Below are 25102 nucleotides of genomic sequence, written 5' to 3' on the forward strand. Positions count from 1 at the left end.
TCGCACCGACGCCGCCGAGTACGAACGCGATCTCGACCAGCGGCGCGAGACCGTCGACCGCCTCACCGGGACGCTCGAGGGCGAACGCGAGGACCTCGCCGCCCAACAGGCCGCCCACGAGGAGGAGACCGCCGAGATCGCCGCCCTCGAGGCCGCCATCGACGCCCCGGTCAAAGAGATCCTCGCCCGCCTCGAAGGCCTGCGCGCCGACCGCCGCGGGGCCGACACCGCCGCACGCGAGGCCCGCACACGCGCCGAGGAGGAGAACACCCGCGTCATCCAGGCCGACACCCGGCGCGAGGAGGGCCACAAGTACCTCACCCACGCTCTGGAGAGCCTCTATGAGCAGGTGGAGTCGCTCGGCGAGTTCACCCAGCCCGCCGTGCGCACCGTGCTGGGAGTGGAACCGGGGGCCGCATGGTCGGACCGCCACACCTGGCCCTCACCCGAGGACGCCGCCCGGCGGGTCCTGAACGGCGAGGTCGCCACCGTTCTGGCGACCCTGCCCGAGAACGTCGCCGCGCACGTCAGCGCCTTCGAGGAAGCCCTCGCCCCGCTCACCGGCAACGGCGACAAGGACGAGCGCGCCACCGCCACCCGCATGTCCAACGCCCTGCGCACCTTCCAGGAGACCCTGGGCGGCGACGCAGAGGGGTACCGCGTCGACCACGAGGTCGGTCCCACCGGTGTGATCACCGTCTTCGTCAATGACGAGAACGGGCGCAACCCCGTCTCCGTGTTCGCACGCACCATCGCCGACCGCGTGGAGGAACAGGGGGCACTCCTGCGCGAGGAGGAACACCACGTCCTGGAGGACGAGCTCCTCGGCGGCATCGCCCGGCAGATCCACGAACGCGTGCGCGCCGCCCGTGACCTCGTGCGCGCCATGGACCGCGACACCCGCGCCCGTCCCATGTCCTCGGGCACCCGCATCGGTATCCGGTGGGCGCGCTCGGACGGGCTCAACGACCGCGAACGCCTCGCCTCCCAGCTGGTCAAACGGGATGAGGCCGGGCTGGGAGCCTCCGGGCTGGCCGAACTGCGCGCCGTGCTGCGGGACATGATCCGAGACCACCACGCCGCCCACCCGCGGTCCAGCTACAAGCAGGTGCTCGGCGCGGTGCTGGACTACCGGCGCTGGTACCGCTTCGAGCTGCGCCTGGCCGTTCCCGGCCAGGAGGAGGTCAAGCTCACCAAGAACAAGCACGAGCAGATGTCGGGCGGGGAGAAGTCCGCAGCGATCCACCTGCCGCTGTTCGCCGCCGCCAACGCGCTGTACTCCTCCGCCGCCTCCACCTGCCCGCGGGTGGTCGCACTGGACGAGGCCTTCGCCGGCATCGACGACCGCTACAAGCCCGAACTCATGGGCCTGACGGTCACCTTCGACCTGGACATGTTCATGACCGGACACGACCTGTGGGTGCACTACGAGAACGTCCCCATGGCCGCCCACTACGACATGCACCACGACAAGGGGTCGCACACGGTCTCGGCGATGCTCATGCTCTGGGACGGAACCCAGACCGTCGACGCCGACGCCGGGTTCGCCGGGAACGAGGAGCTGGCCGCCGAACTCCTGGGGCTGACCCCGAGCCGGTTCGTGCCCCAGTCCACCGAAGGCACGCTGCTCGCCGAGGCCGAGGAGGCCTGAACCGGTCGGTGCGCCGCTCGGCCGGGGAACGGCCGGGAACCTCGCCGCGGCCCATCTTCGTCGCGGTGTTCCCGGGCAACATCTCCCAGTACGTCCACCGGCGCGACGGGGTCGGTCTCGACACCGACGGCACACGGTGCGTGCGCCCGCTGTTCCAGCCGCTGCTCGTGGCGTGGGCGCTGTGGTCGACGGGCGTGCCGAAGAACGAACGCTGAGCACGGCCGGGCCTGCGGGGCCGGTGGTGATGCGGCCCCGCAGGCCCGGCGCGGGCGCCCGGGGTCAGTCGTGGGCGGCTGCTTCGGGGGCCGGTCCGCTCTCCTGACCGGCCCCCTGCTCGGCGGACCGCCCCGGGCCCAGAACGTTGAAGAAGACGTTGAGCAGCAGAGCGGCCGCGGTCGCGGTCACGATGCCCGACTGCAGCAGCATCGACACACCCTCGGGCAGCACGTCGAAGAAGGCCGGCGAGGCGATCGAGACGATGCCCAGGCCCAGCGAGACTGCCACGACGATCATGTTCTGGTTGCCCTCGTAGTCGACCCGGCCCAGGGTCTGGACCCCGGCGGCCGCCACCGACCCGAACAGGACCAGGCCCGCACCGCCCAGCACAGGGGGCGGGATCATCGCCACGACCTGGCCCAGCATCGGGAACAGGCTCATGAGGATCAGGAACACACCGCTGGTGGCGACCACGTAGCGGCTCTTGACCTTGTTCAGTGCGATCAGGCCGATGTTCTGACTGAAGGTGCTGCCGGGGAAGGAGTTGAGCAGTGGGCCCACCAGCGCGGTGGAGACGTCCGCGCGCAGGCCGTCGGCCATCCGGCGGCTGTCGACCCCGGTGCCCACGACCTTGCTCATCGCCAGGATGTCGGCCACGCTCTCGGCCATGATCGCGATCATGACGATGCACATGGTCACGATCGCGGCGATCTGGAACTCGGGCGGGCCGAAGTGGAACGGTTCGACGAAGGAGACCGCCGGTCCGTCGCCGACCGCTGAGAAGTCCACCTGGCCGAAGGGGATCGCCAGCAGGGTGCCCAGCACCAGGCCGAGCAGGATCGAGGCGCGGTTCCACACCCCGGGGAGCACCTTGCTCAGCACGAGCGTGATGGCGAGCGTGGCCGCGGCCAGGCCCAGCCCGGTTCCGGTGGGGGCGCCCGAGGGATCCTCGTCGACGATCCACCCGACGGCCACCGGGATCAGCGTGATGCCGATGACGGTGATGACACTGCCGGTCACGACCGGTGGGAAGAAGCGCAGCAGGTTCGCGACGAACGGCGCCACGAGGATGCCGAACAGCCCCGCCACCATCGACGCGCCGAAGACCGCGGGCAGGCCGCTCTGGTCGGCGATCGCCGTCATCGCCGTGACCGGGGTGAAAGAGGCACCGATGACCATGGGCACCCGCGCGCCGAACCGCCACACGCCCAGGGTCTGCAGCAGGGTCGCCAGCCCGCTGACGAGCAGCGCCGCGCTGACGATGAGCGCGGTCTCGGACGGGTCCAGGCCCACCGCGGTGGCCATGACCAGTGGGGGAGCGATGACGCCCGCGTAGAGCGCCAGCACGTGCTGGAGCCCGTACAGGGCCATCAAGCGGGCCGGGGGTCTCTCGTCCTCGGGACGCTCGGCGGTTTCGTGCTCGCGCGGCGCGGACGCGGCGCCGCGTTCCCCCCGGAGGAGCTTCATGTGCGGGACCTTCCAGAACAGTGCGCGGACACCAAATCATCGGATGATCCAACTGAGATGCGCAAATCGGTGCAAACGGTTGGATGAAAATACGATGCACGCTGTCCGCACGCGCCATGGCGTTGCGTGGTCGCCGTCAGTCGCGCGGCGCGATCGGCAACGCCGGTGCAGCAGTGCTTCGTGCCCGCATCCGTGCTCGAGGTGTGGCCCCGGCCTCACCCCGGCGCTGTGCCGCACCGCCCGAGGCCGTGAGCGGAGTCACGGTCACCGGGGCGAGGGCGACAGGGCTGCCCCACAGCGGTCCCACACCTGGTGCGAGGGCAGCGCAACCCCGTGCGGGAGGAGGGAAGAGCCAGGTCGCTAGCATGACGGGGCGGCGCCGGCCCGGGCGGGCGGTGACCGTTCGGGACGCGGAACCCGCCGGTCCCGGGGCACCTCCACGGGAAAGCACACCGATGACCCTCATCTCGCGCGTCGCCGCCTTCGCAGGCCGCTGGTTCGCCCTCCTCGTCCTGGTCGCGGCCGCGGCCGCCCTGGTCCGGCCCGAGTACACCGCGCCCCTGGCCGAGTACACGTCCTTGTTCCTCGGCGTCATCATGTTCGGGATGGGCCTGACCCTGCGCCCGGCCGACTTCGCAGTGGTGGTCACCCACCCCAAGGCCGCGCTCATCGGCATCGCGAGCCAGTACACGATCATGCCGCTGGCGGGGTGGGGCATCGCCCACGCCCTCGGCCTGCCGCCCTTGCTCGTGGTCGGCATGATCCTCGTCGGCGCCGCACCGGGCGGGACCGCTTCCAACGTCATCGTCTATCTGGCACGCGGAGACGTCGCTCTGTCCGTCGCCATGACTTCGGTCTCGACGATGCTCGCCCCGCTGGTCACCCCGCTGGTCGTGCTCGCGCTCGCAGGGCGCACCCTCGAGGTCCCGGCGGGGGAGATGTTCGGGACGATCCTGGGAGTGGTCCTGGTCCCGGTCCTGGCCGGACTGGCGCTGCGCACCTTCGCCGACCGCTGGATCAGCCCGGTCCTGCCCGTGCTGCCACTGGTGTCGGTGGTCGGCATCATGCTCGTGGTCGTCGGTGTGGTGGGGGCCAACGCCGACGACATCGTGGCCACCGGTGCGCTCGTCGCGCTCGCCGTCGTGTTGCACAACGCTTTCGGTCTGGCGCTGGGCTATTTCATCGGGCGGCTCGGAGGGCTGCCCGAGCCCGGCCGGCGGGCCCTCGGCGTCGAGGTGGGGATGCAGAACTCCGGGCTGGCCGCAGCCCTGGCGACCACCCACTTCTCGCCTCTGGCTGCGCTGCCCGGTGCCCTCTTCTCGGTCTGGCACAACGTATCGGGGGCTCTCCTGGCCACCTACTGGTCGCGTCGGGCCCCGGACGAAGCCGAGGGCGCCTCACGGCGTCAGACGCAGGGCTGATGCGCTCGGGACCCGACGGTCGAGCGTCCGGTCCGAGCATATCCCGTGTTTTATGTCCGCTTTGTCGGTTAGGACAGGATCGGCAACAACCGGACGCCGGCGGCGACCCCGCCGGTGCGGAGCAGAAAGGCCGAGGGTGAGCGAACCCCGTCACGTATTGGACCGCATCTACTCCCTGAAGAGCCCGGCCGAGGCCGAGGGCGCCTACGACGAGTGGGCCGAGACCTACGACCACGACACCACCGAGGGCCTGGGCTACGTCGCGCCCCAGCGCGCCGCCGAGCTCCTCCGGGACCTGCTGCCCGACAAGCCCCGTGCCGAGGTGCTCGACGCGGGCTGCGGCACGGGCCTGGTCGGACAGTCGCTGTCCGGGCTCGGTTTCGAGGTCGTCGACGGCATCGACCTGTCCACGGCCATGCTGGACCGGGCGCGGGACAAGGGTGCCTACCGCAACCTCGACAAGGCCGACATGAGCCGTCGCCTGTCCATCGCCGACGACAGCTACGACGCGGTGATCTGCGTGGGTACCTTCACCGAGGGCCACGTCGGACCCAAGGGGATCGACGAGCTCGTGCGCGTGGCCCGCCCCGGCGCACCCCTGGTCCTGACCATCACCGACGCGGTATGGGAGGCGGACGGCTTCGCGGCCCACGTCGCCGCACTGGACCACGTGGCGGTGGAGCAGACCGCCCCCGGCAGCGTGTACCACGTCATCACCTGCAACCAGGTGGTCCTGCGCGTCCGGTGACCCCGCTCTCCGGGCGCGGTCCGGCGGTCGCGGACACCGGGGATCCGCACCTCTACCGGACCTTGCGCCCGGCCCCGGCACGGGGGCCGCGACGGCAACGACCGTCGGCGGCCTCCGCGCCGGTCAGACCATCAGTTCCCGGGGCCGGAATCTCCTGATGGGGTGGGTGTTCCCGGGCCCGAGGCGCACCCGGGCGGCCTCTCCTCCGCCCCTCGCCGCGCCGCCCGTGTGCGGCACGGCCCTTCCGCCCGGTACCGGTGCGGACCGGATCATCCGGAGGGCGCGGCCACTCCGGGAAAGCGGTGGTTGCTGGAGTTTTCCGCAACCATCCCCAATTGCCCCGGAACATACGTTGCATGTGCTGACCCGGGCGAATTCTCTGTGATCAGCGATCGAATGAAGCCCCGGCGGCGCCCCTCCCTCTTCCCGATCGTTCGCGACCGATGAAGTTTTCCGGTGGAATGGAGCGAACGCACTTTTCAGGGGTGATTTACTCGGTTTCGTTCCCTGCAGGTGGAAAGCGGCCTACGCCCCCGTCACGCCGTGGCGCGCCGAATCGACGGGCAGGAGCGGGGGACCGGTATAGCCTCGCCCACAAGAAAAAGCAGGGCAGAGCGGCACCGTCGAGCACAGGTGTGCCCGGAAACAGGTTCCGCCCTGTACCGCACCCGGCACGATATCTCGCGGCGGGTGCGGAGAATCGACGGCGAGGTCCGGGGGTATCCCATGCGGTTGTTCCAGCGAGGTGTGCGTTATCTGGGTCGGCACCGGAAGGAGACCCTCGGTGCCGTGGTCTCCGGAGGGGTCGGCCTGACGGTACTGCTCGCTCTCACCGGGGCGCTCACCTGGACCGCTGCGGTCCAGACCCTCGCCTGGGGCACGCTGGCACTCGGCACCGGCCTCGCCCTCGCCCTGCTCCTGCGCCTGGACGAGATCACTGGGGACGTGCGGCGGGCCGTCTTCGGCGGCGGAGCCCTGCTCACCGCACAGGAGATGGCCGGTGTCGCCCAACACGCCAAGCAAGCACGCGTGCGCGCCGACGACCTCTACGAACAGGGACACATCCGGGAGGCCGTGGACGAGCTCGTGCCCTACGCCGCCTTCGACGACGAGGCCGACCTGGTCCGGCGCCGCATCATGAGCGAACGGCGCGCCCTCGGCCCCCTCACCGGCCTGCCCGAACACACCACCGCCGTCCAGGAACCGGTACCCGGTCGGGTACTGCACCTGGTCTCCAACGCGCTGCCCAACAGCCAGGTCGGCTACACCGTCCGCACCCACCGCATCGTCACCGCCCAGCGCGAGGCCGGCCTCGACCCGCACGTGGTGACCTTCCCCGGCTGGCCGATCAAGGCCCACTGCGACACCGCGCCCGTGCGCGAGGTCGACGGGATCCCCTACCACCGGGTGCGCCCGGGACAGCAGATCCGGCCCGGGCTCCAGGAACGCATCGATGCCGCCGTCACCGACGTCACCGCGCTGGCCCGCCGCCTGCGCCCCGCCGTCCTGCACGCGGCCAGCGACCACAAGAACGCCACCGTCGCGCTGCACGTCGGCCGGGCCCTGGGCATCCCCGTCGTCTACGAACTCCGCGGGTTCCTCGAGGAGACCTGGATCTCCGGGGAAGGGGACGCGTCCCGACGCGGGACCGAACGCCACCACCTGCTCGTCGAACGCGAGACCTCGGTCCTGCGCCAGGCCGACGCCGTGGTCACTCTCGCCCGCACGATGCGCGAGGAGATCGTGTGCCGCGGCGTCGACCCCGAGCGTGTCGTGCTCGCACCCAACGCCGTCGACACCGACCTGCTCGAGTCCCGCCCCGACGGCGACGCCTTCCGCGCCGCACACGGCATCGACCCGAACGCGTTCGTCATGGGATCGGTCTCCACCCTCACGCACTACGAAGGGTTCGGAACGCTCATCGAGGCCGCCGGCCACCTGCACGACCGCGGCCTGCCGGTCCAGGTGCTGCTGGTCGGTGACGGGGCCGCCCGCCGCGAGCTGATCGCGCGGGTCCGCGACCTCGGACTGGAGCAGATCTGCGTGCTGCCCGGCAAGGTCGGCCCCGACGAGGCCCTGCACGCCCAGGCCGCCCTCGACGTGATGGTCGTGCCCCGCCTGGACCGGCGCGTGTGCCGCCTGGTGACCCCGCTCAAACCGGTCGAGGCCATGGCGCTGGGTACCCCGGTGGTCGCCAGCGACCTGCCCGCCCTGCGCGAACTCCTCGACGAGGGCCGCACCGGAACCCTGGTTCCGCCCGAGGACCCCGCCGCGCTCGCCGACGCCGTCGCCGACCTGGCCGAGGACCCCGACCTGCGCCGGCAGCAGGCCAAGGCCGCCCGCGAGCAGGTCCTGGACACCCGCACCTGGGCCCGCAACGCCGAGGTCTACCGTGACCTGTACGCAAGGCTCGGCGTCGCGCCCTGATGCACCGCGGGCGCCCGGCCACGCTCGACCGGGCGCCCGCAACGATCAGTCCCAGACGAACGCAGAACGCCGGTGGGGCCCTGCGTCGCGGTCGCGTACGAACAGTTCCGGCGAATCCTCCTCCACCGCCTTGACGTCGGCGAACACCAGGCGCAGATGCGAGCGCAGGTGTCTCTCCGCGGTGGCCGCGTCCCCGGACACGGCGGCGTCGAAGATGGCGTGGTGTTCTTCGGTGAGCCTGCCCAGTTCCGGGATCTTCCTGATCCCCAGCATCCGTGCCCGGTCCAAATGGCTCTTGGCCGCCGACACCGTCGACCACGACGACTCGTGCCCCGCGAGATCCATCAGTCCACGGTGGAATTCCTCATCCAGTGCGAAGAACGAACGTATATCCTCTCCGGTCTCTTTCTGACGCCGCAGGTTGTCCCGAAGACGGTCCACCTTTTCTTCGTCGAGCGGTGTCGAAAGGGACCGGAGGGATGCCAGTTCGACCGCCTCGCGCAGGAACTGGGCCTCGGCCACCTGTTCAGGGTCGACGCGGGAGACGAAGGTCCCGATCTTGGCGAACACCTCGACGAGCCCTTCTTCCGTGAGGAGCAGCATGGCCTCCCGGACCGGGGTCCTGGACACACCCAAAGCCGCAGCGAGTTCGTTCTCGGAAATGGCGGACCCCGGTGAGAAATCCAGGCCGATGATCTTCTCCCGGACACGGCGATAAACATTGTGCCGTTCACGCTGTCTCGTCGGCTTCGGGTTCTTCATGGTTTCAGTCTATGGGGCCGTGCCCCGCTCCGCTTCGTTGCCGGTGTGTGAACGGGAGATGTCCCACGGGCTTGACAGGTCCGTAAGCTGCATCACATGATTCTTGCATACAAGCCTTGCATGCAAGGCGGGTCGGGCTGCGGGGAAGGTCCCCGCGGCAGGCCGGAACGAAGGAGCGTGACGACTCATGCCTGAGACAGCTGTGTGGACGGATCCCCGGGGAGCAGGTCGATGAAGGCGGTCGTCGTGCACGGTCCCGCTGATCTGCGGGTCGACGAACGCCCTGTACCAGTGCCCGGCCCCGGGCAAGCCCTCATCCGGGTCGAATGGGGCGGTATCTGCGGGTCGGACCTGTCCTACGTCGCGCGAGGGGCTTCGGGGACCTCGGTGCTCGAGCGGCCGATGGTTCTGGGCCATGAAGTGGCAGGGAGAGTGGAGCAGGTCGGCAGCGGCGTCGAGGGGATACCCACCGGCCTGCGCGCCGCCGTCATGCCGGCCACGTACCCCGACGGTGCCGATCTGCCGGAACGGATCGCGGGCAGGACCAACCTGCACCCGGGGGTGCGTTACCTGGGCTCCGCGGGCTCGGACCCGCACACCGACGGGGGCTTCGCCGAGTACCTCGTGGTACGGGCCGAACAGCTGCGGACCCTGCCCGATTGCGTGGACACCCGGCGCGGTTCGCTCGCGGAGCCGCTCGGGGTCGCCCTGCACGCGGTGCGCCGGGCCGAGAGCGTTCTGGGAGGGCCACTTGCCGGACGTGAGGTGATGGTGAACGGCTCCGGCCCGATCGGGCTGTTGATCACCGCCCTCCTGCGCCATATCGGTGCAGGGCACGTCACCGCCACGGACGTCTCACCGCTGAGCCTGTCGTTGGCCGCGTCGGTCGGCGCCGACCGGACCGTCGACGTGACTGCACAGGACGTGCCCTCGGACATCGAGCTCGTCTTCGAGGCCTCCGGGGCAGCCGGTTCCCTCGGTCCGGTCCTTCGGGCCGTGGCACGCGGAGGAGTGGTGGTCCAGGTCGGGAACCTGCCGACCACATCAGTCGACGCCGTACTCGGTGACCTGGTGACCCGGGAGGTGACCTGGGCCGGCTCCTTCCGGTTCGTCGACGAGATGACCGATGCCATCGAGATGCTCGCGGACGGGCTTGTCGTGGACCCGGTCGTCACGCACGAGTTCGACGCCGCCTCCGCCCGGGAGGCGTTCGCGACGGCCGCGGACGGCTCCGCGGGTTCGAGCAAGGTCCTGATCCGTTTCGACTGAGCTCCCCGCCCCTGCGCAGACCTGGCAACGGAAGCGGCACGCCCCACCGGTTCGATCTGAGGAATCACAGTGAAAAGGCCTCTGGCTCTTCTCTCGGCCGCCGTCCTGGCAGCGGCTCTCACGTCCTGTGACGACGACGTGTCCGACGGGCCCACCACCGTTCTCCGGGTCGGAGGGACCTGGGACGAGGGACACCCGATGTCGGTCGCCGTCGACGAGGTGTTCGAACCGAAGGTGGAAGAACTCTCCGGCGGATCGCTGAGCATCGAGACCTACCACGCAGGTGTGCTCGGGAACGAGGACGGGCTCTGGGACGGGGTGCGTAACGGGAGCATCGACACGGTGGTCATCGGGTCGGTCATGAACCAGGAATACCCGACCATGCTCATCTCGGACTGGCCGTTCCTCTACCGCGACCTGGAGCACGCCAGAGACGTCTGGACCGGTGGCATCGGCGACGACCTGGCCGCGGAGTTCGAGGAGGAATTCCCCTCGACATACCTCCTCGGGTGGGGGCCGAACGGGGCCAGGACGTTCTCCTCCAGCCGGCCGCTCGAAGAGGTCGACGACCTCGAGGGCCAACGGTTCCGTGTCCCCGCGAACCCGATCCACATCGGGATGACCGAACAACTGGGTGCGAGCCCCCAGGTGATCCCTCTGGGCGAACTGTTCACCGCATTGGAGACCGGTGTCGTCGACGGCCAGGACAACGGCATGGTCACCATCACCAGCGAGGCGATGCACGAGGTCCAGGACTACGTCTACGAGACCGACCACATCATCGCCACACTGCAGCTCATCATCAGCGCCCCCGTCATGGACGGGCTGACCGAACAGGAACAGCAGATCGTGCGGGAGGCGGCATCGGAGGCCACCGACGCCGCCTGGGACCGGTACCTCGAGAGCGTGGACGACGACCGTGCGTTCCTCGGGGAGAACGGTGTGACCGTCACCCGGCTCGGCGACTCCGATCGCGAGGAGATGATCGACCGGCTCGCCCCGCTCTACGAGCGGCTCTACGCCGAGAACGACTGGGCCGAGGATCTCGTGGCCGAGATCGAAGCCGTCGAATGACCCTGCCCCGCCGGGCCAGAGCGCTCCCCCTTCCCGGGCGCAAGGAAGAACTATGAAACGAACTCTCAACACCCTCTTCCGGGGCGTGGAGATCCTCATGGCCGTGTTCCTGGCTGCCATGGTTCTCCTCGTATTCGTCAACGTGATTCTCCGATACTTCTTCGCGACCGGCCTCGCGTGGTCGGAAGAGGTCGCTCGCCTGTGTTTCATCTACCTCGTCTACCTGGGGGCGGTCGGAGCTTTTCGGGAGAACCGTCATCTCGGGATGCACAGCCTCGTGCAACGGGTGCCGAAAACCGTTCAAAAGGTGCTCTACACGCTGGTACAGGCCATCATCGTCTGGGTGATGGTCCTGCTCGTTCTGGGAAGTTGGGACCTGGCCGTGCAGAGTCTGGACGACCGGTGGGTGGCGACGCAGTACCCGAAGTTCCTGATCCACGGGATCGGGGTCGTCACGGGCGCAGCGATATCACTGATCGCACTCGCCAATCTCTACCGCCTTTTTGTCATGAGAATGACGATGGGTGATCTTCTGGAGATCCCCGAGGATTCCGGTGAGGACCTCACGGGTGGGGCCGCGAACGAGGGAAGAGGACAATGCCGGTCCTGACACAGATCTTCGCCTACCTCGTCGGGGCCATCGCCATCGGCGCCCCCATCGCCTTCGCCCTGTTGTTCTGCGCGATGGCGACCGCCGTCTACTTGGGCGGAACGGCAGACGCTCAGGTCATGGCCTCCCAACTCATGCGGGGCACCGACTCGGTGGCGATGATGGCCCTGCCGTTCTTCATCCTCGCCGGAGAGCTGATGAACCGCGGCGGACTCACACGGCGCATCATCGCCCTGTGCAGCGTCACCGTGGGCCGGGTGCGCGGCGGCCTGGGGTACGTGGCGATCCTCGCGTGCCTGCTGTTCGGGAGCCTCGTGGGTTCGGCCGTGGCCAGCACCGCAGCACTGGGCGCCATCCTCATCCCGATGATGGCCACCGCCGGCTTCGACCGGGCGCGTTCGGCCGGCCTGGTCGCGAGCGCGAACCTGGTCGCCCCGATCATGCCGCCCTCGGTGCCCCTGATCATCTACGGGGCGACCGCCGGTGTCTCGATCCAGTCGTTGTTCCTGGGCGGGATCGCCCCCGCGGTCTATCTGACGGTCGCCATGTGCATCGTCTGGTTCTTCGTCTCCCGTTCCGAGGGAGACATCCGCCACGACGAACCCCGCCCCGGAGCGAAGGAGATCACCAGAATGGTCCTGGGCGCCGCTTGGGCGCTCATGCTTCCGGTGATCATCCTCGTGGGCCTGCGCGGAGGCGTCTTCACCACGACCGAGGCCGGTGTGGTGGCCGTCGTCTACGCACTGTTCGTGGGCGGGGTCATCTACCGCGAATTCAGCGTCGGAACGCTCTTTCGCAGTCTGATCGCTGCGGCCAAGATGTCGGCGGTCGTCATGTTCCTCGCCGCGGCCGCCCAGGTGATGGCCTACTACATGACCATCTCCGGCCTGCCCGACATGATCGCCGGTGCCATGGGCGGTCTGGTGTCCAACCCGACGCTGTTGCTGTTGGTCCTGATGCTGTTCGTCATCCTCATCGGAACAGTGCTGGACGTGGTGCCCACCATTCTGATCGTGACGCCCATCGTCGTCCCGTTGCTCGACGCCGCCGGCGTCGACCTGGTCTATTTCGGCATCATCTTCACTCTGGCCAACGTCCTCGGGCTGATCACCCCGCCCGTCGGCCCTTCGCTGAACGTCGCGTGCGCCACTGGAAAGGTCGGCATGGACCGGGTCATCAGACCGGTTCTGCCGTACTTGGTGGCGCAGACCGCTCTGGTGCTGTTGATGGTGCTGATTCCGGAGCTGGTGACGGCACCGCTGGGCTGGCTGGAGAACCTCTGATGTTCCAACGCCGACCACGAAAATCCCGAAGTGAGGTAAGACCATGAAAATCACCGATGCACGGGTCGTCGTCTCCTGCCCGGGCAGGAACTACGTCACCTTGGTCATCGAGACCGAGGACGGCGTCACCGGGGTCGGGGACGCCACCCTGAACGGCCGCGAACTGGCCGTGGCCTCCTACCTGGAGGACCACCTGTGCCCGCTCCTGAAGGGACGCGACGCCCGACGGATCGAGGACACCTGGCAGTACCTCTACAAGGGGGCTTACTGGCGCCGCGGCCCCGTGACGATGACCGCGATCGCGGCCGTGGACGTCGCGCTCTGGGACATCAAGGGCAAGGTCGCGGGGATGCCGGTCTACCAGCTCCTCGGTGGGGCGGCCCGCGAGGGCGTGATGGTGTACGGGCACGCCAGTGGCGACACTCTGGACGAACTGAGCAGCGATTTCCAGGCACACCTGGACCAGGGGTACAAGGCCGTCCGTATCCAGGCGTCGGTTCCAGGGCTGGACCACACCTACGGCATTGCCCCGTCGGACGGATCGGTCTACGAGCCCGCCGGCGGGAGCAGGCCCCAGGAGGACCGCTGGGAGACCACCGCCTACATCGATTTCGCGCCGGAGATGTTCGCTCGGATCCGGAAGGAGTTCGGCTACGGGGTGCACGTCCTGCACGACCTCCACCACCGGCTCACGCCGATCGAGGCCGGACGCATCGGCCGTGCCCTGGAGCCGTACCGGCCGTTCTGGATCGAGGACCCGACACCGGCCGAGGACCAGAGCGCCTTCCGCCTGATCCGCCAGCACACGACCACACCGATCGCGGTCGGGGAGGTCTTCAACTCGATCTGGGACTGCCAGCAGCTGATCACCGAGCGGCTCATCGACTACATCCGCGCGTCGGTCTCGCACGCCGGGGGCATCACTCATCTGCGCAGGATCTTCTCCCTGGCCGACCTCTACGGCGTGCGCTCGGGTTCCCACGGGGCGGGTGACCTCTCCCCGGCGTCGTTCGCCGCCGCGCTCCACGTGGACCTGAGCATCCCCAACCTCGGGATCCAGGAGTACATGGGACACCGTTCGCCGGCCGAGGAGGTCTTCACCAGCTCCTACTCGGTCGAGGACGGTCACGCCCACCCCGGTGATGCGCCCGGCATCGGTGTGGAGTTCGACGAGGAGGCCGCCGCCCGGTTCCCGTACGAGCCCAGGTACCTCCCGATCAACCGCAGGCTCGACGGGACGGTGCACGACTGGTGACCGGACACGACACCCACCACGAATACGACGTCGTCGTCCTCGGCGAGGTGCTCGTCGAGGTCTCCACGGAGGAGGCCTTCGCCGACGCGGTGCCCGCAAGGATCGGTTTCTCGGGGGACGCACTCAACGTCGCCGCCGCAGCGGCCGCTGCCGGGGCGAGGGTCGGGCTGGTCACCGTCGTCGCCGACGACGAGCTCGGTGGGGCGGTGGTCCGCAGGGTCGGGGCGCTGGGCATCTCGACGGACCTGATCGTCACACGCCCGGGGCAGCAGGGCGTCTACTTCGTGCACAGCGACCCCGCGGGAGAACGGGAGTTCTCCTACGCCCGAACCGGTAGCGCAGGATCGACGCTCTCGCCCGGCGATGTGGACACCGGTGTTCTGCGCGACGCGGGTGCCGTCATCGCGAGCGGCATCACCTGTGCGCTCTCGGACACCGCCCGGCAGGCGGTGTTCGCCGCCGCCGAAGCAACGTCCGGGTTCATCTTCGACCCGAACTTCCGCGCGCGACTGACCACCGCGCGGGCCGCGCAGGAGACCCTCGAGGTACTGGCACCGCTCTCGTGGGTGATGACCCCCTCGCACCCGGGGGAGACGGCGGAGCTCCTTGGCGCCCACTCCGCACGCACGGCTGCGGACACGCTCCGCGGCAAGGGGGCCGAACACGTGGCGGTGACCTGTGGTGCGGAGGGCGTCCACCTCCTGCACCCCGGGGGAGCACACTGGATCGACTCGGTCCCGGCACCAGCCCTCGTCGACCAGACCGGCGCCGGTGACTCCTTCGTCGGAACCTTGGGCGCACGCATGGCCCTGGGGGAGGGCTTTGAGAACGCGGCCCTCCTCGGAACAGCGGCCGCTTCCCTGGCCGTCGGCGGACGCGGAGGTACCGGCGTCGTCCCCACCCTGGACCGCACGCGCGAGCACGCTGTGCACCGAGGTCCCGCAGACCTTCGTCCCCATGGAGGCGGATCATGAGCCCCCGTCTGAACCGAGGAACACCGGAAGCAGTGGAGGACGAACGCGAGCAGGACGCACTGCTGATCGTCCACCTGGGCTTCGGCGCCTTCGCCCGAGCCCACACCGCCGTCTACACGGAGGAGGCCAACCGGGCGGAGGGCGGCTCGTCCTGGGAGATCGTCGCCGTGACGCAGCGTTCCAACACCGTGGTCGACGAGCTCGCGCCCCAGGACGGGCTGTTCAGCGTGCTCGAGGAGGGCGAGGGCGCCGCGGACCCGCGCCTGATCACCTGTGTGCGGGAGGTGTTGTCCGGGCCGGACCGGTCGGAGACCGTGGTCGAGCGGATCGCTGACGACCGGACCCGGGTCGTGGCCCTGACCATCACGGAGAAGGGATACCGCGCAGTCCCGGGAACCGGCCGGGCCGACCTGGACGACCCCCTGGTGCGGGCCGACCTGCAGAACCGGGCGCCGACGACCGCTGTGGGACAGATTGTTCGGGGGTTGCAGCGCCGCGCCGACCGGGGCGGCGCACCGATCACCGTCGTCTCCTGCGACAATCTTCCGGCCAACGGGCGGTTGACGTCCGGTGTGGTCGTCTCCTTCGTGGAAGCACTCCCGGAGGCGGAACGGGTCGCACTGCTGGCCTGGATCGAGCAGAACACGGCCTTCCCGAACACCATGGTCGACCGCATGGTGCCGCAGCCGACCCCGGCTGTACGCGCCCGCGCCGCGGGTTGGTTGGGGGTCCGCGATGCCGGGGCGGTCTCCTGCGAGCCGTACAGACAGTGGGTGGTCGAGGACGCTTTCGCGTCGCACCGCCCGGCGTGGGACAAGGCCGGGGCTGTCTTCGGGGGCGATGTCGAAGCCTGGGAGAACACGAAGCTGCGAGTGCTCAACGCGAGCCATTCCCTCCTGGCTTACCTGGGCCTGTTCGCGGGGCATGCGAGCATCAACGAGGCCGTGGCGGACGAGACCTTCGCCGGCGTGTGCCGGGCCATGCTCACCGAGGAGGTCGTGCCGACGCTCGACGTGCCGCGCGGTGTGGACGCCGAGGACTACTGCGCCTCGGTGCTGCACCGCTTCGCCAACCCCGCGTTGGGCCACACCACGGCCAAGGTGGGTTCCGACGGGTCGCAGAAACTGGGCCCCCGCCTGCTGAGTACCGCGCGCCTCTGCCTGGACGCCGGCATCGAGCCCCGGTGGACGGCGCTCGCAGTCGCCGCGTGGATGTACCACGTGGTGACCGGGGGAGCGACGACCGAGGACGAACCGCTCGCCGGCCGGTTGAGGGAGGCCGTCGGTGAACGGAGCTCCGCCGAGGAGACCGTGAGGGCGTTGCTGAGCTGCAAGGGGGTCTTCGACGAGACGACCGGGGGCGACCCGGGCTTTCGCGCGGCGGTCACGCGGTGGTACGCGGTCCTGTGCTTCGGTGGCCTCGGTGCTCTGAGGGAGGAAGTGGCGCTCCACCACGCCGCACCCTGACGCCTGCGCCCCCGCAGGGCTCGCGCGGAAGCGCTCACCGGTGCTGTGTCCCGGTGGCCCATGTGAGCTCGAACAGGCTCAGGACCGCCTTGTACAGGGTGCCGTCGGACTGCAGGAACAGACAGGGGGAGTGCCTTCCATGAGTGTGCTCGCCGTAGAAGGTCAGGTGGGCACCGCGGTCGGTGGCGACCAGTCGAAAGGTGTGGGGCAGGTCGAACACCCTCAGCTCCACAGCCGGATTCTGCTGCACGACGTGTGTGAGATAGGCAAGGTTGGCCCGGACCTGTGCCCGCAGCAGGCCCGGACCGAACCCGGGATCGGTCCGGGCGAGGCTCTCCTCACGCCGGCTCAGCCACGTGCCCGTTTCTGCGGGGTCCGGTAGAAGGACCTGCACCGGGACGCCGCCGTCGCCCCACACGGGGGTGAACGTGTCCCGCGTGAGTGTGTTGCCGCGCCCGGTCAGGACCTTCACCCACCGTGCCCGTCCCAGTTCCTGCGCCAGGTCGGGCTCGGCCGAGAGCTGCTCACGGTAGGCGCGGGTGATCCCCGTGCCGGTGAGACGGGCCAGCAGGCCGACCAACCACCATCGCGGCCGGCCGGCACGGGCCCACCCGACTGCGAACACCAGCCCGGTGGCCACGACGGAGCTGAGCACGCCGAGGAGGAAAGCGGTCACGAGAGCTCCAGGAGGTCGTGGGGGCAGGGGTCGGCAGGTGGCCTGCTCAGCACAGGTAGGGCAAGAGCTCCCGGGCCACGTGTGCGGCGTTCCGTGCCGCCAGGTCGTGGCTGTCGTCGTTCTTGTCCTGGTCGGCGTTGTCGGAGATGCCGCGGATCACCACCCATCCGGGGTTGGTCCCCTCCCCGACGGAGTTCTCCTGCCAGTACTGGCTCAGGCCCCCGGCCTCCATGTCGACCGCCAGGACCTTGTCGTTGTAGTGCGTCAGGTAACCGCGGACCGCGCTGTCCTTGGCAGCGATGACCGCTTCTCCGGAACCGAGCAGCCCGGGCACGACCTCGAACGTGCGTTTCCCGTGCCCCTTCGCCTGCCCCCGGATGGCGGCCGGTTCGCCGTGGTCGGTGAAGTAGGCGTTGACGGCGTGCGCGACGCGTGCCGGTGCCTGTCGTTCCTCGCCTCGTGGCTGTACCTGGTCTCCTTCGGTGATCTTGCGCGAGTCGTAGTAGACGACCCGGGTGGAGACGACGACGTTGCCGATGCGGGCGTGCTCGGGATGCAGACCGCCGCCGATCCCGACCAACAGCCACAGGCGCGGGGAGAAGTGTCGGCGCAGGTTCTCCAGAGCTCCCATCACCGAGCGCTGACCGGGGCTGAGGGCCTGGGTCGCGACGACGGAGACCCGTCCGCTCTCCGTGGCGATCTCGCCGGTGCTGAAGAAGAGGTCGTCGACCTTGTGGGAGCGGCGCAGGCCGAGCCGGTCGACCACGGCCCGCATCTCGCCCGGAAGGATCGTCACTATGCCCACGTCGCGTCGGGCCGAGCCGGCCGCGACGTCGGGGGTGGACGTGCCCGACGGTGACGGTTCCGACTGTGCACCGACCCGGGCGTGGTCGCCGAAGGCGGTGTTGGTGAAGCTATTGGTGCCGCCGAGGTTGACGATGCCGCTGTTGCTGGACGTGGGGTGGTGGCTCATGCTGCGTTCCCGTTCTGTTGGTTGCCGCCTGGTTGCTGGGTGTTGTTCTGGAACTGAGCGTGGTCGCCGAAGGCGGTGTTGGTGAAGTCGTTGGTGCCGCCGAGGTTGACGATGCCGCTGTTGATGATCTGGGTGGCCCTGTCGTCGAATTCGGAGATGTCGACTCCTCTGGATTGGAGGAAGTCGCTGGTCGCCTTGAGCAGGCGCTGTTCGATGTTCTTCATGTGTCCGAGAAGGTGGGTTTTGTCGAACTGGACTTTGCTCCACTCCTGAGCCCGGTCCTGGCGGACACTGAGACGGCTGCCGATGGGGACATTGCGGATGGGGGTCAACGTCCTCTCGCGACGGAAGAACCAGACAGATGTGCACAGGGAATAGAAGTACTTGACTATGTGCGGCAGCCTCGTCAACTCCCGTGAGAGGAAGAAGAGAGACGATATCCCCGAGGCAGCGACGGCACGTTTTCCCTTCTGTCCGAATTCCTCGGCTCTCCGGAAGCTGTCGGGGGTGCGTGTCAGAGCGCAGGCGGCAAAGGTCAGGCTGAGGGTGCGGCCACGGACACCTACTTGCAGGAAGACCGTTGCCACGAGCTCGGCACCGGCCTCGGGAACACTCACCTCGAGAAAATGTTGTCTGACGGGGCTCTGCTGGTCGATGACGCGGCGCATCGCACATCTGTCCGGGCGTTCGGCCAACAGGGAGCGGTCGACCGAAACATCCGCCTCCGCCACGTAGATGCGGTCGCGGACCTCGACGGGCAGTCTCACGCTCTCTTCGTCGCTGCGTAGTTCGGTCACGGCCCCACGAAGGTGTTCCACCAGCTCGTGTGTGGCAAAAGGGGGCTTCCGGTGCTCGCGTTGGTGCAGTGGGAGCGAATCGGTGTCCGGACGCAGGAGCTGGATACTCATGGGCGGATTCCACTGGTGGACGAGTTCGCCGGCTCCGATGAAGGGTGAATCCTCACCGAAGAGGGTGAAGACTGCGCTCTCTTCGTCGTCCTCGCCCTTGTGCTCGGGCCTCCGGTAGATCACGCAGGGGTGGTCCTGTTGGTCGGAGACGACTGCTTCCCTGAAGGAGAGCCTTGGCGGGCGTAGGTCCTGCTCTTCCTTGTGCACTTGATTGATGCGGGCCTGGCGGATCGATCCGGCGACCACGGCAACGACGGCGACCGAGCCGAACAGCGCCCCCGCAAGCACCGCTTGGCTCGGGGACCATACGGCAAGAACGCACACGGCACCGGAGAGGGCAGCGGCGCGTATTCCGGTCTTCTTGAGCTGGTCCTTCACCTCATGACGCGTCCGTATGAGGGTCGGCTTCGCCACGCGACGGCGCTTGTTCTTGCGCTTCTTCGAGAAGAGGTCGGGCTCGTCCTCCTCAGTGAGCTCCCTGGACAGCGCGATCGCCCGATCTGCCAACAGCAGCAGCCCGAACCCGCACATGGCCATGGCGCCCGCTACGAAGTGTCCCAACAGGAGCGGAGCGGCGACGGAGGCGAGGAGAGCGAGCCTGACCGACGCCGACAGATGCGCGGCCCACCAGGCGTGGCGCATGACGGGAACGAGGTCGAAGCCGTACGAGGGCGCCACCCTGCGTGAGGGGTTGAGGCAGACCTCGTTGATGACAAGATCACGGAACTTCTCATCGGTGTAGACACCCGCACACAGGTGGCGTGTGGCAGCGGTGGGGGATTGGGTGGGGGGTTCCTGACCTGGGGGTGCATGGAGCGTACTCATGCCGTTCCCTCCCTGAGAGAGGTTATGGTCAAGTTGACCTTAATCAGAGGTCAGCATTTAAGTCAAGGTGACCTTTAAGGGGGATCCGGTGGATGATCGTCTGGTGGGGGCCGTCGGGGTCGAGCTGTCCCTGGTGACCGTGGATCTGGCCATCTTCACGATCAGGGGCGGTGAGCTCGTCGTGCTGCTCGTGGAGAGGGGGACGGAGCCGTTCGCTGGGAAGGCGGCGCTACCGGGCGGCCGGGTGCGGGCGCACGAGACACTGGACGCAGGTGCACGGCGGGAGCTGCAGGAGGAGACAAGTGTCAGCCCCGACCGCCTCCACCTGGAACAACTCGGCGCCTACGGAGCCCCTGGGCGCGACCCGCGGGGCAGAGTGATCACCGTCGCCTACCTCGCGCTCGGCCCCGATCTACCGGTGCCGCGGGGCGGCACAGACGCGGTGCACGCCTACTGGGGGAGGGTGGAGGGTCTGCTCGAGAACCCGGGCAATCTGGCCTTCGACCACGACCACATCGTCGCCGACGCCCTTGAGCGGGTCCGGGGCGAATTCGAGTACACCACTGTCGCCACGGCCTTCTGCCCGGAGGTCTTCACACTCACTGAACTGCGCCGCGTCTACGAACGGGTCTGGGGCCGTTCGCTGGACCCCAGCAACTTCCGGCGCAAGGCGACGAAGGCGGACGGGTTCGTCGAAGCCACCGGACAGCAACGACCCCAGGCGGCCGGGAGGCCGGCTGCGTTGTACCGCCGAGGTCCGGCCCGTCTGCTCAGTCCGCCGTTCCTGCGTACGGCAGACCGCCAGTAGGTGCCTGCGCGCCGACGGTGCCTCTGTCCTGCGAGTACGCACGAAGCCGCCCCTTCCAGCCGAGCTCAGCGGCTCTGGTGCGGGGCTCTGCCGTTGACCATTGCTCGGTCGGGAACGAGCTCACGGCGGTTGCCGGTGCTCAGCCGCCCCTCCGCCTCGAACGGGTCACCCTGCGAGCGCGCGATCAGGACAGCCTCCTAACGCTCGGAGTGCAGGCGCACCAGGAGTGTGCGTTCCCGTGCGCCTTCACCGGTGGAAAGGGTTCCGTTTGCCTTGACGAAGCGCCGTTCGGCGCCCACGATCCTGCCACTCATGCGGACCGTGCCTGCGTGCTCCAGCTCGGGCAGGCGATCCACGGCGCGGTGCAGGATCTCGGCTGCTCCGGGCGCGGTGAGCGGTGCCTCTGCGGACAGGATGTAGCTGTCCCCAGTACGGGGTCCCAGCCGCACGCGTCGCAAGAACGCGTCCACGTCCTTGGAATTGCGCCCGCGGCCCGAATGGAGGCAGTGGTCCAGAACGACTTGCGTTGCCGGGGTGAAGGCACCGCGCATACCCTCCAGCGCGTTGATTCCTGAGAGCAGGGGCAGCAGAGGTGTGGCTCGCTAAGGAGCCTGGAGAGAAGCAAGGACCTCGTCGGTTCTCCTGACTTCGTCGCGATCGTAGGTGCTGACGCTCGCTAGAACCTCGGAGGCGCCGGTTCGCTCGAGAAGGTCGGTGAGTGAGTCCGCCACCTCATCCGGTGTGCCTGCGATCGCGGAGGCCATCGAGTCCTCCACCGCTCGGACCTTCTTGGCGCTGCTCGAGTCGCTGAGCAGCCGGTGCACTTCTTCGACAGGTAGGAGCGCACGAAACTCTCCGACGTCCCGAGAGTCCGCAAGCGCCCAGGCTTCGGGCAACAGCAGGTCGCGAGCGTGCTCCGCGGTCTGCCCGACGGCGACGTCCGCAGACACCACCAGATAGGGGGCAGATGCAGTCGGGCCCGGACGGAAATCCTCGAAGTACGCGGCCAGTCTGTCCGGGTCACGAAGGGCCGGCCCACCGACCACCGCAGGAAGCCCCAGCTCGGCGGCGAGGGACAACCCGCCCTTGATGCCGAGCAGGAACATTGGCGGAGGGTCGACACTGGGGCGGGCGGTGATCTCGGCTCGTCCGGTCAGATACTCCCGGATCTTCTCGACGTCAGCCGGGTACTCGCACTCGTGCAGGGAGGTTCGCCCGAGTGCACGCCGGATCGGAGCGGTGAAGCCGAGCGAGCCACCCAGCCCCAGGTCGATTCTTCCGGGGGAGAGCGCCTCGAGCATCAGTGCCTGCTCGGCGGTCACCAGCGGGCTGTGGTTGGGAACCATGATCCCGCCCGTGCCGAGGCGGATACGGCTTGTGCGGGCAGCGATCGCGGCGAGCAGCACTGCGGGAGCCGCGCCGGCGATGCCTGGGACCGCGTGGTGTTCGGCGGTCCAGAACCGGTGAAAACCGAGTTGGTCCGCGCGTACTGCTCTTTCGACAGTCGTCGCGATCGTCTCCGCGTCGGACTCACCGCTGCGCGTCCGCGTGCGGTCAAGCAGAGAGATACGCATCAGCCATGAGCCCCGTTCGGTCGGTTGCGGCTCCCCACAGCTTTCCACGGCCGGAGCGCGATCGGCTGTGACCCTGCCCACCACTCGAGTGTCCTCGACCTCGGAGGGCAAAGGCCGGAGCCTCCAGGGCAGGTGGCGAAGTCATGGCTGGTCGTGGAGCCGAGCGGAGAGACCGGCACCACGGCGGCCCGCGGCGTCCACCCCCAGTGGCCCGGGGCGCGGCGCATGCGTTACCTTGAGCGGCAGTGACACGGGGTGCCCGGAACACACGGTTCCGGGCTGAGACAACACCCGTCGAACCTGATCCAGTTGATACTGGCGAAGGGATGTCCACACACGGCTGCGCACACCCGCGGCCGCCGGGGCTCGCCTTCGCCCATGTGAGAAAGGCCGTCGATGAGCTCCCCCGACACTGTGATCCCCCTCGAGCAGCAGACGGTCGTCGTCACCGGCGGAGCGCGGGGGCTCGGCTCCCGCCTGGTCCGGGCCTTCCTGGGCCAAGGTGCCCGCGTGGTGGTCAACCACCTCACCAGCGCCGAGGCGGCCCGGGAACTGGCCGCCGCACACCCCGACCGGGCCCTGGCCGTGCGGGCCGACGTGCGCGACCCCGACCAGGTCGGAGCCATGATTGCTGCCGCCGAGGAACACTTCGGCCGTCCGGTCACCACCGTGGTCAACAACGCGCTCGTCGATTTCTCCTTCAACGGCGACGACCGGCCCCACGCCGACACCCTCACTCCCGAACACCTCGACCGGCAGTTCAGCGGCACCGTGCACGGGGCGCTCAACACCGTGCGCGCGGCCCTGCCCGGCATGCGCGCCGGCGGGTTCGGCAGGGTCGTCAACGTGGGGACCAACCTGTTCCAGAACCCGGTCGTGCCCTACCACGACTACACCGCGGCCAAGGCGGCCCTGCTGTCGCTCACCCGCACGCTCGCCCACGACCTGGGCGGCGACGGCATCAACGTCAACATGGTCTCCGGGGGGCTGCTGCGCACCACCGACGCCAGCTCCGCCACCCCCGACGAGGTCTTCGACGCGATCGCCGCCACGACGCCGCTGCGCCGCGTCGTCACCCCGGCCGAGTTCGCCGACGCGGCCCTGTACTTCGCCTCTCCGTGGTCGCGGGCGGTCACCGGCCAGAACCTCGTCGTCGACGGCGGGCTGGTGAAGAACTGATGGCCGCCCACGAGCAGCGACCCCTGCACTTCAACCTGTTCATCCTCGGCTGCGGCCACCACAAGGCCGCCTGGCGCCACCCCGCTTCCCAGGCCGAACGCGTCGGCGACATCACCTACTACGAGGAGCTGGCCCACACCGCCGAACGCGGGCTCCTGGACGCGGTGTTCTTCGCCGACGGCCATGCCGCGGGGAACGTCGCCGGCGGTCCCTTGTGGTTCCTGGAACCGTTGACCGCACTGAGCGCCATGAGCAGGGCCACCAGCCGCATCGGCCTGGTCAGTACCGTCTCCAGTACCTTCTACACCCCCTTCCACGCCGCACGCCTGCTCGCGTCCCTGGACCACATCAGCGGCGGACGCATCGGCTGGAACGTGGTGACCTCCATGTTCGACACCGAGGCCCGCAACCACGGGTACGAGCAGATGCCCGAACACGCCGAGCGGTACGCGCGGGCCGAGGAGTTCGTCGAGGCCGTCCTGGGGCTGTGGGACTCCTGGGGCGACGAGGCCGTCCACTACGACCGGGCGGGTCTCTTCGCCGACCCGGATCTGGTGCGCCCGATCAACCACAGTGGCGAGCACTTCCAGGTCGACGGGCCGCTCAACGTGCCGCGTCCGGTACAGGGCAACCCGGTCCTGTTCCAGGCCGGCTCCTCCGAGCAGGGCCGCGAACTGGCGGCCCGCCCNCGCCGTGGCCTACGACCTGCCCAGCGCCCAGGAGTACTACGGCGACGTCAAGGCGCGGATCCGGCGGGCCGGCCGCGACCCCGGGTCCGTGGCGATCATGCCGGGGCTGGTCACCTACGTCGGCTCCACCGAGGAGGAGGCCCGCGCCAAACAGAACGAGCTCGACGCGCTCCTGCCGACCGCGGAGTCACTGCAGCAGCTCGGCCTGTTCACCGAGCAGGACTGCACCGACTGGGACCTGGACGCGCCCGTGCCCGACCTCCCGCCGCTGGAGGAGTTCACCGGGCCCAAGGGCCGCTACGCCACCATCCTGCGCATCATCGAGTCCGAACGCCCCACCGTGCGGCAGCTGCTCGGCCGCCTGGCCGCGGGCGGGGGACACTGCACGATGGTCGGCACCCCGGAACAGATCGCCGACCGCATCGCCGAGTGGCAGGAGCAGGGCGGCGCGGACGGCTTCAACCTCATGCCGCCGTCCTTGCCGGGCGGGGTCGAGGACTTCGTCGACCACGTGGTGCCGGTCCTGCAGAAGAGGGGCCTGTTCCGCAGCGAGTACGAGGCCCGCACCCTGCGCGGGCACCTGGGCCTGCCCCGGCCACCGTCGGCGCACTGACGGCGCTGCGGCGCGGGGCTCCCGGGTGCAACCAGCGCGCAGTCCCGTGCTTCGCCCGAGGGCCGCCGACGCACCGTTGTGGTCGGTGCCCCTCGGACGTCGGAGGGTTCGTCGCCCGGCGGACGTCGTCACCGAGGACGTGCTCACGCGCCTGGCACACGCCTATCTCCTGGCCCCGGAATCGGTGACGGGTACCGCTCGGCCCGCACCTTCGTAAGAGACCCGTCTCCCGGA

At 69.1% G+C, this 25102-nt stretch carries 21 protein-coding genes, 1 pseudogene and 1 riboswitch; of the genes and pseudogenes, 15 read left to right on the top strand and 7 right to left on the bottom strand.

What is annotated here, in order from left to right:
• A partial coding sequence (locus D474_RS0109460) for an SbcC/MukB-like Walker B domain-containing protein (protein WP_017613340.1) occupies positions 1-1651 on the top strand: 1651 nt, incomplete at its 5' end.
• Positions 1652-1716: 65 nt separating this feature from the next.
• A complete protein-coding gene (locus tag D474_RS32640) occupies positions 1717-1866 on the top strand; it encodes a hypothetical protein (protein WP_193373989.1) in 150 nt (49 codons plus the stop codon).
• A 64-nt stretch (positions 1867-1930) separates the two neighbouring features.
• Here the strand turns inward: D474_RS32640 and D474_RS0109470 are convergent, their stop codons facing one another.
• Complete coding sequence (locus D474_RS0109470) at positions 1931-3334, bottom strand: nucleobase:cation symporter-2 family protein (protein WP_017613342.1); 1404 nt, start codon at positions 3332-3334, stop codon at positions 1931-1933.
• A gap of 455 nt (positions 3335-3789) precedes the next feature.
• On the opposite strand from D474_RS0109470, the gene D474_RS0109475 reads away from it, so the two are divergent.
• From D474_RS0109475 to D474_RS0109485, 3 genes are all read left to right on the top strand, one after another.
• On the top strand, positions 3790-4755 hold the full coding sequence (locus D474_RS0109475) for a bile acid:sodium symporter family protein (protein WP_017613343.1): 966 nt from the start codon (positions 3790-3792) through the stop codon (positions 4753-4755).
• A 136-nt stretch (positions 4756-4891) separates the two neighbouring features.
• Entirely contained in the window at positions 4892-5503 is a 612-nt protein-coding gene (locus D474_RS0109480) for a class I SAM-dependent DNA methyltransferase (RefSeq protein ID WP_026118328.1), read from the top strand.
• Positions 5504-6229: 726 nt separating this feature from the next.
• Positions 6230-7930, top strand: coding sequence for a glycosyltransferase family 4 protein (locus D474_RS0109485; RefSeq protein ID WP_026118329.1), 1701 nt, complete (start codon positions 6230-6232; stop codon positions 7928-7930).
• Between the two features lie 45 nt (positions 7931-7975).
• Here the strand turns inward: D474_RS0109485 and D474_RS0109490 are convergent, their stop codons facing one another.
• Positions 7976-8692, bottom strand: a complete 717-nt coding sequence (locus tag D474_RS0109490; RefSeq protein WP_017613345.1) for a GntR family transcriptional regulator — start codon at positions 8690-8692, stop codon at positions 7976-7978.
• A gap of 231 nt (positions 8693-8923) precedes the next feature.
• Here D474_RS0109490 and D474_RS0109495 point away from each other — a divergent pair, with 231 nt between their 5' ends.
• The 7 genes from D474_RS0109495 to D474_RS28145 all read left to right on the top strand — a co-directional run bounded on the left by D474_RS0109495 (position 8924) and on the right by D474_RS28145 (position 16623).
• Complete coding sequence (locus tag D474_RS0109495) at positions 8924-9961, top strand: L-idonate 5-dehydrogenase (protein WP_017613346.1); 1038 nt, start codon at positions 8924-8926, stop codon at positions 9959-9961.
• Positions 9962-10030: 69 nt separating this feature from the next.
• A complete protein-coding gene (locus D474_RS0109500; protein ID WP_017613347.1) occupies positions 10031-11035 on the top strand; it encodes a TRAP transporter substrate-binding protein in 1005 nt (334 codons plus the stop codon).
• A 52-nt stretch (positions 11036-11087) separates the two neighbouring features.
• Positions 11088-11645, top strand: a complete 558-nt coding sequence (locus tag D474_RS28140; protein WP_017613348.1) for a TRAP transporter small permease — start codon at positions 11088-11090, stop codon at positions 11643-11645.
• Positions 11633-12928 (top strand): TRAP transporter large permease, encoded by a 1296-nt coding sequence (locus D474_RS0109510; RefSeq protein ID WP_017613349.1) that lies wholly within the window; start codon positions 11633-11635, stop codon positions 12926-12928. Before D474_RS28140 ends, D474_RS0109510 begins: the two co-directional genes overlap by 13 nt.
• Positions 12929-12971: 43 nt before the next feature.
• The gene (gene manD / locus D474_RS0109515) at positions 12972-14183 is read left to right on the top strand and encodes a D-mannonate dehydratase ManD (RefSeq protein ID WP_017613350.1); all 1212 of its coding nucleotides are present in this window, start codon (positions 12972-12974) and stop codon (positions 14181-14183) included.
• A complete protein-coding gene (locus D474_RS0109520; protein ID WP_017613351.1) occupies positions 14180-15157 on the top strand; it encodes a PfkB family carbohydrate kinase in 978 nt (325 codons plus the stop codon). The genes manD and D474_RS0109520 overlap by 4 nt, the downstream gene beginning before the upstream one ends.
• Positions 15154-16623 carry a mannitol dehydrogenase family protein gene (locus D474_RS28145; RefSeq protein ID WP_083931777.1) on the top strand — a complete coding sequence of 490 codons (1470 nt, stop codon included), beginning with the start codon at positions 15154-15156 and terminating at the stop codon, positions 16621-16623. Before D474_RS0109520 ends, D474_RS28145 begins: the two co-directional genes overlap by 4 nt.
• A gap of 34 nt (positions 16624-16657) precedes the next feature.
• On the opposite strand, the gene D474_RS0109530 is transcribed toward D474_RS28145, so the two are convergent.
• The 3 genes from D474_RS0109530 to D474_RS0109540 are packed head-to-tail and all read right to left on the bottom strand — an operon-like array spanning position 16658 to position 20005.
• Positions 16658-17299, bottom strand: a complete 642-nt coding sequence (locus tag D474_RS0109530) for a hypothetical protein (protein WP_017613353.1) — start codon at positions 17297-17299, stop codon at positions 16658-16660.
• A gap of 46 nt (positions 17300-17345) precedes the next feature.
• Positions 17346-18272, bottom strand: a complete 927-nt coding sequence (locus D474_RS0109535; protein WP_017613354.1) for a 5'-methylthioadenosine/S-adenosylhomocysteine nucleosidase family protein — start codon at positions 18270-18272, stop codon at positions 17346-17348.
• Complete coding sequence (locus D474_RS0109540) at positions 18269-20005, bottom strand: hypothetical protein (protein ID WP_017613355.1); 1737 nt, start codon at positions 20003-20005, stop codon at positions 18269-18271. The genes D474_RS0109535 and D474_RS0109540 overlap by 4 nt, the downstream gene beginning before the upstream one ends.
• 88 nt (positions 20006-20093) lie before the next feature.
• On the opposite strand from D474_RS0109540, the gene D474_RS0109545 reads away from it, so the two are divergent.
• A complete protein-coding gene (locus D474_RS0109545) occupies positions 20094-20813 on the top strand; it encodes an NUDIX hydrolase (RefSeq protein ID WP_026118330.1) in 720 nt (239 codons plus the stop codon).
• Between the two features lie 197 nt (positions 20814-21010).
• Here the strand turns inward: D474_RS0109545 and D474_RS0109550 are convergent, their stop codons facing one another.
• Complete coding sequence (locus tag D474_RS0109550; RefSeq protein ID WP_152476709.1) at positions 21011-21283, bottom strand: hypothetical protein; 273 nt, start codon at positions 21281-21283, stop codon at positions 21011-21013.
• A gap of 132 nt (positions 21284-21415) precedes the next feature.
• Positions 21416-22471: an MsnO8 family LLM class oxidoreductase gene (locus D474_RS0109555; protein WP_239647027.1), complete on the bottom strand. Its 1056-nt coding sequence runs from the start codon at positions 22469-22471 to the stop codon at positions 21416-21418.
• Positions 22472-22628: 157 nt separating this feature from the next.
• Positions 22629-22731, top strand: a riboswitch (TPP riboswitch).
• A gap of 52 nt (positions 22732-22783) precedes the next feature.
• On the opposite strand from D474_RS0109555, the gene D474_RS0109560 reads away from it, so the two are divergent.
• Positions 22784-23566: a 3-oxoacyl-ACP reductase gene (locus tag D474_RS0109560; RefSeq protein ID WP_026118331.1), complete on the top strand. Its 783-nt coding sequence runs from the start codon at positions 22784-22786 to the stop codon at positions 23564-23566.
• Positions 23566-24868 (top strand): annotated as a pseudogene (locus D474_RS34405) (LLM class flavin-dependent oxidoreductase). Before D474_RS0109560 ends, D474_RS34405 begins: the two are co-directional and overlap by 1 nt.
• Positions 24869-25102 lie beyond the last annotated feature (234 nt).

The sequence above is a fragment of the Nocardiopsis salina YIM 90010 genome (assembly GCF_000341025.1).
GTDB classification, from domain to species: Bacteria; Actinomycetota; Actinomycetes; order Streptosporangiales; family Streptosporangiaceae; genus Nocardiopsis; species Nocardiopsis salina.

What these genes read in the sequence shown, in the direction of transcription:
- D474_RS0109495 (WP_017613346.1), top strand. Translation starts at nt 8,924, where the DNA reads ATGAAGGCGGTCGTCGTGCACGGTCCCGCTGATCTGCGGGTCGACGAA.
- D474_RS0109540 (WP_017613355.1), bottom strand. Translation starts at nt 20,005, where the DNA reads ATGAGTACGCTCCATGCACCCCCAGGTCAGGAACCCCCCACCCAATCC.
- D474_RS0109560 (WP_026118331.1), top strand. Translation starts at nt 22,784, where the DNA reads ATGAGCTCCCCCGACACTGTGATCCCCCTCGAGCAGCAGACGGTCGTC.
- D474_RS28140 (WP_017613348.1), top strand. Translation starts at nt 11,088, where the DNA reads ATGAAACGAACTCTCAACACCCTCTTCCGGGGCGTGGAGATCCTCATG.
- D474_RS0109475 (WP_017613343.1), top strand. Translation starts at nt 3,790, where the DNA reads ATGACCCTCATCTCGCGCGTCGCCGCCTTCGCAGGCCGCTGGTTCGCC.
- D474_RS0109490 (WP_017613345.1), bottom strand. Translation starts at nt 8,692, where the DNA reads ATGAAGAACCCGAAGCCGACGAGACAGCGTGAACGGCACAATGTTTAT.
- D474_RS0109470 (WP_017613342.1), bottom strand. Translation starts at nt 3,334, where the DNA reads ATGAAGCTCCTCCGGGGGGAACGCGGCGCCGCGTCCGCGCCGCGCGAG.
- D474_RS0109510 (WP_017613349.1), top strand. Translation starts at nt 11,633, where the DNA reads ATGCCGGTCCTGACACAGATCTTCGCCTACCTCGTCGGGGCCATCGCC.
- manD (WP_017613350.1), top strand. Translation starts at nt 12,972, where the DNA reads ATGAAAATCACCGATGCACGGGTCGTCGTCTCCTGCCCGGGCAGGAAC.
- D474_RS0109535 (WP_017613354.1), bottom strand. Translation starts at nt 18,272, where the DNA reads ATGAGCCACCACCCCACGTCCAGCAACAGCGGCATCGTCAACCTCGGC.
- D474_RS0109485 (WP_026118329.1), top strand. Translation starts at nt 6,230, where the DNA reads ATGCGGTTGTTCCAGCGAGGTGTGCGTTATCTGGGTCGGCACCGGAAG.
- D474_RS28145 (WP_083931777.1), top strand. Translation starts at nt 15,154, where the DNA reads ATGAGCCCCCGTCTGAACCGAGGAACACCGGAAGCAGTGGAGGACGAA.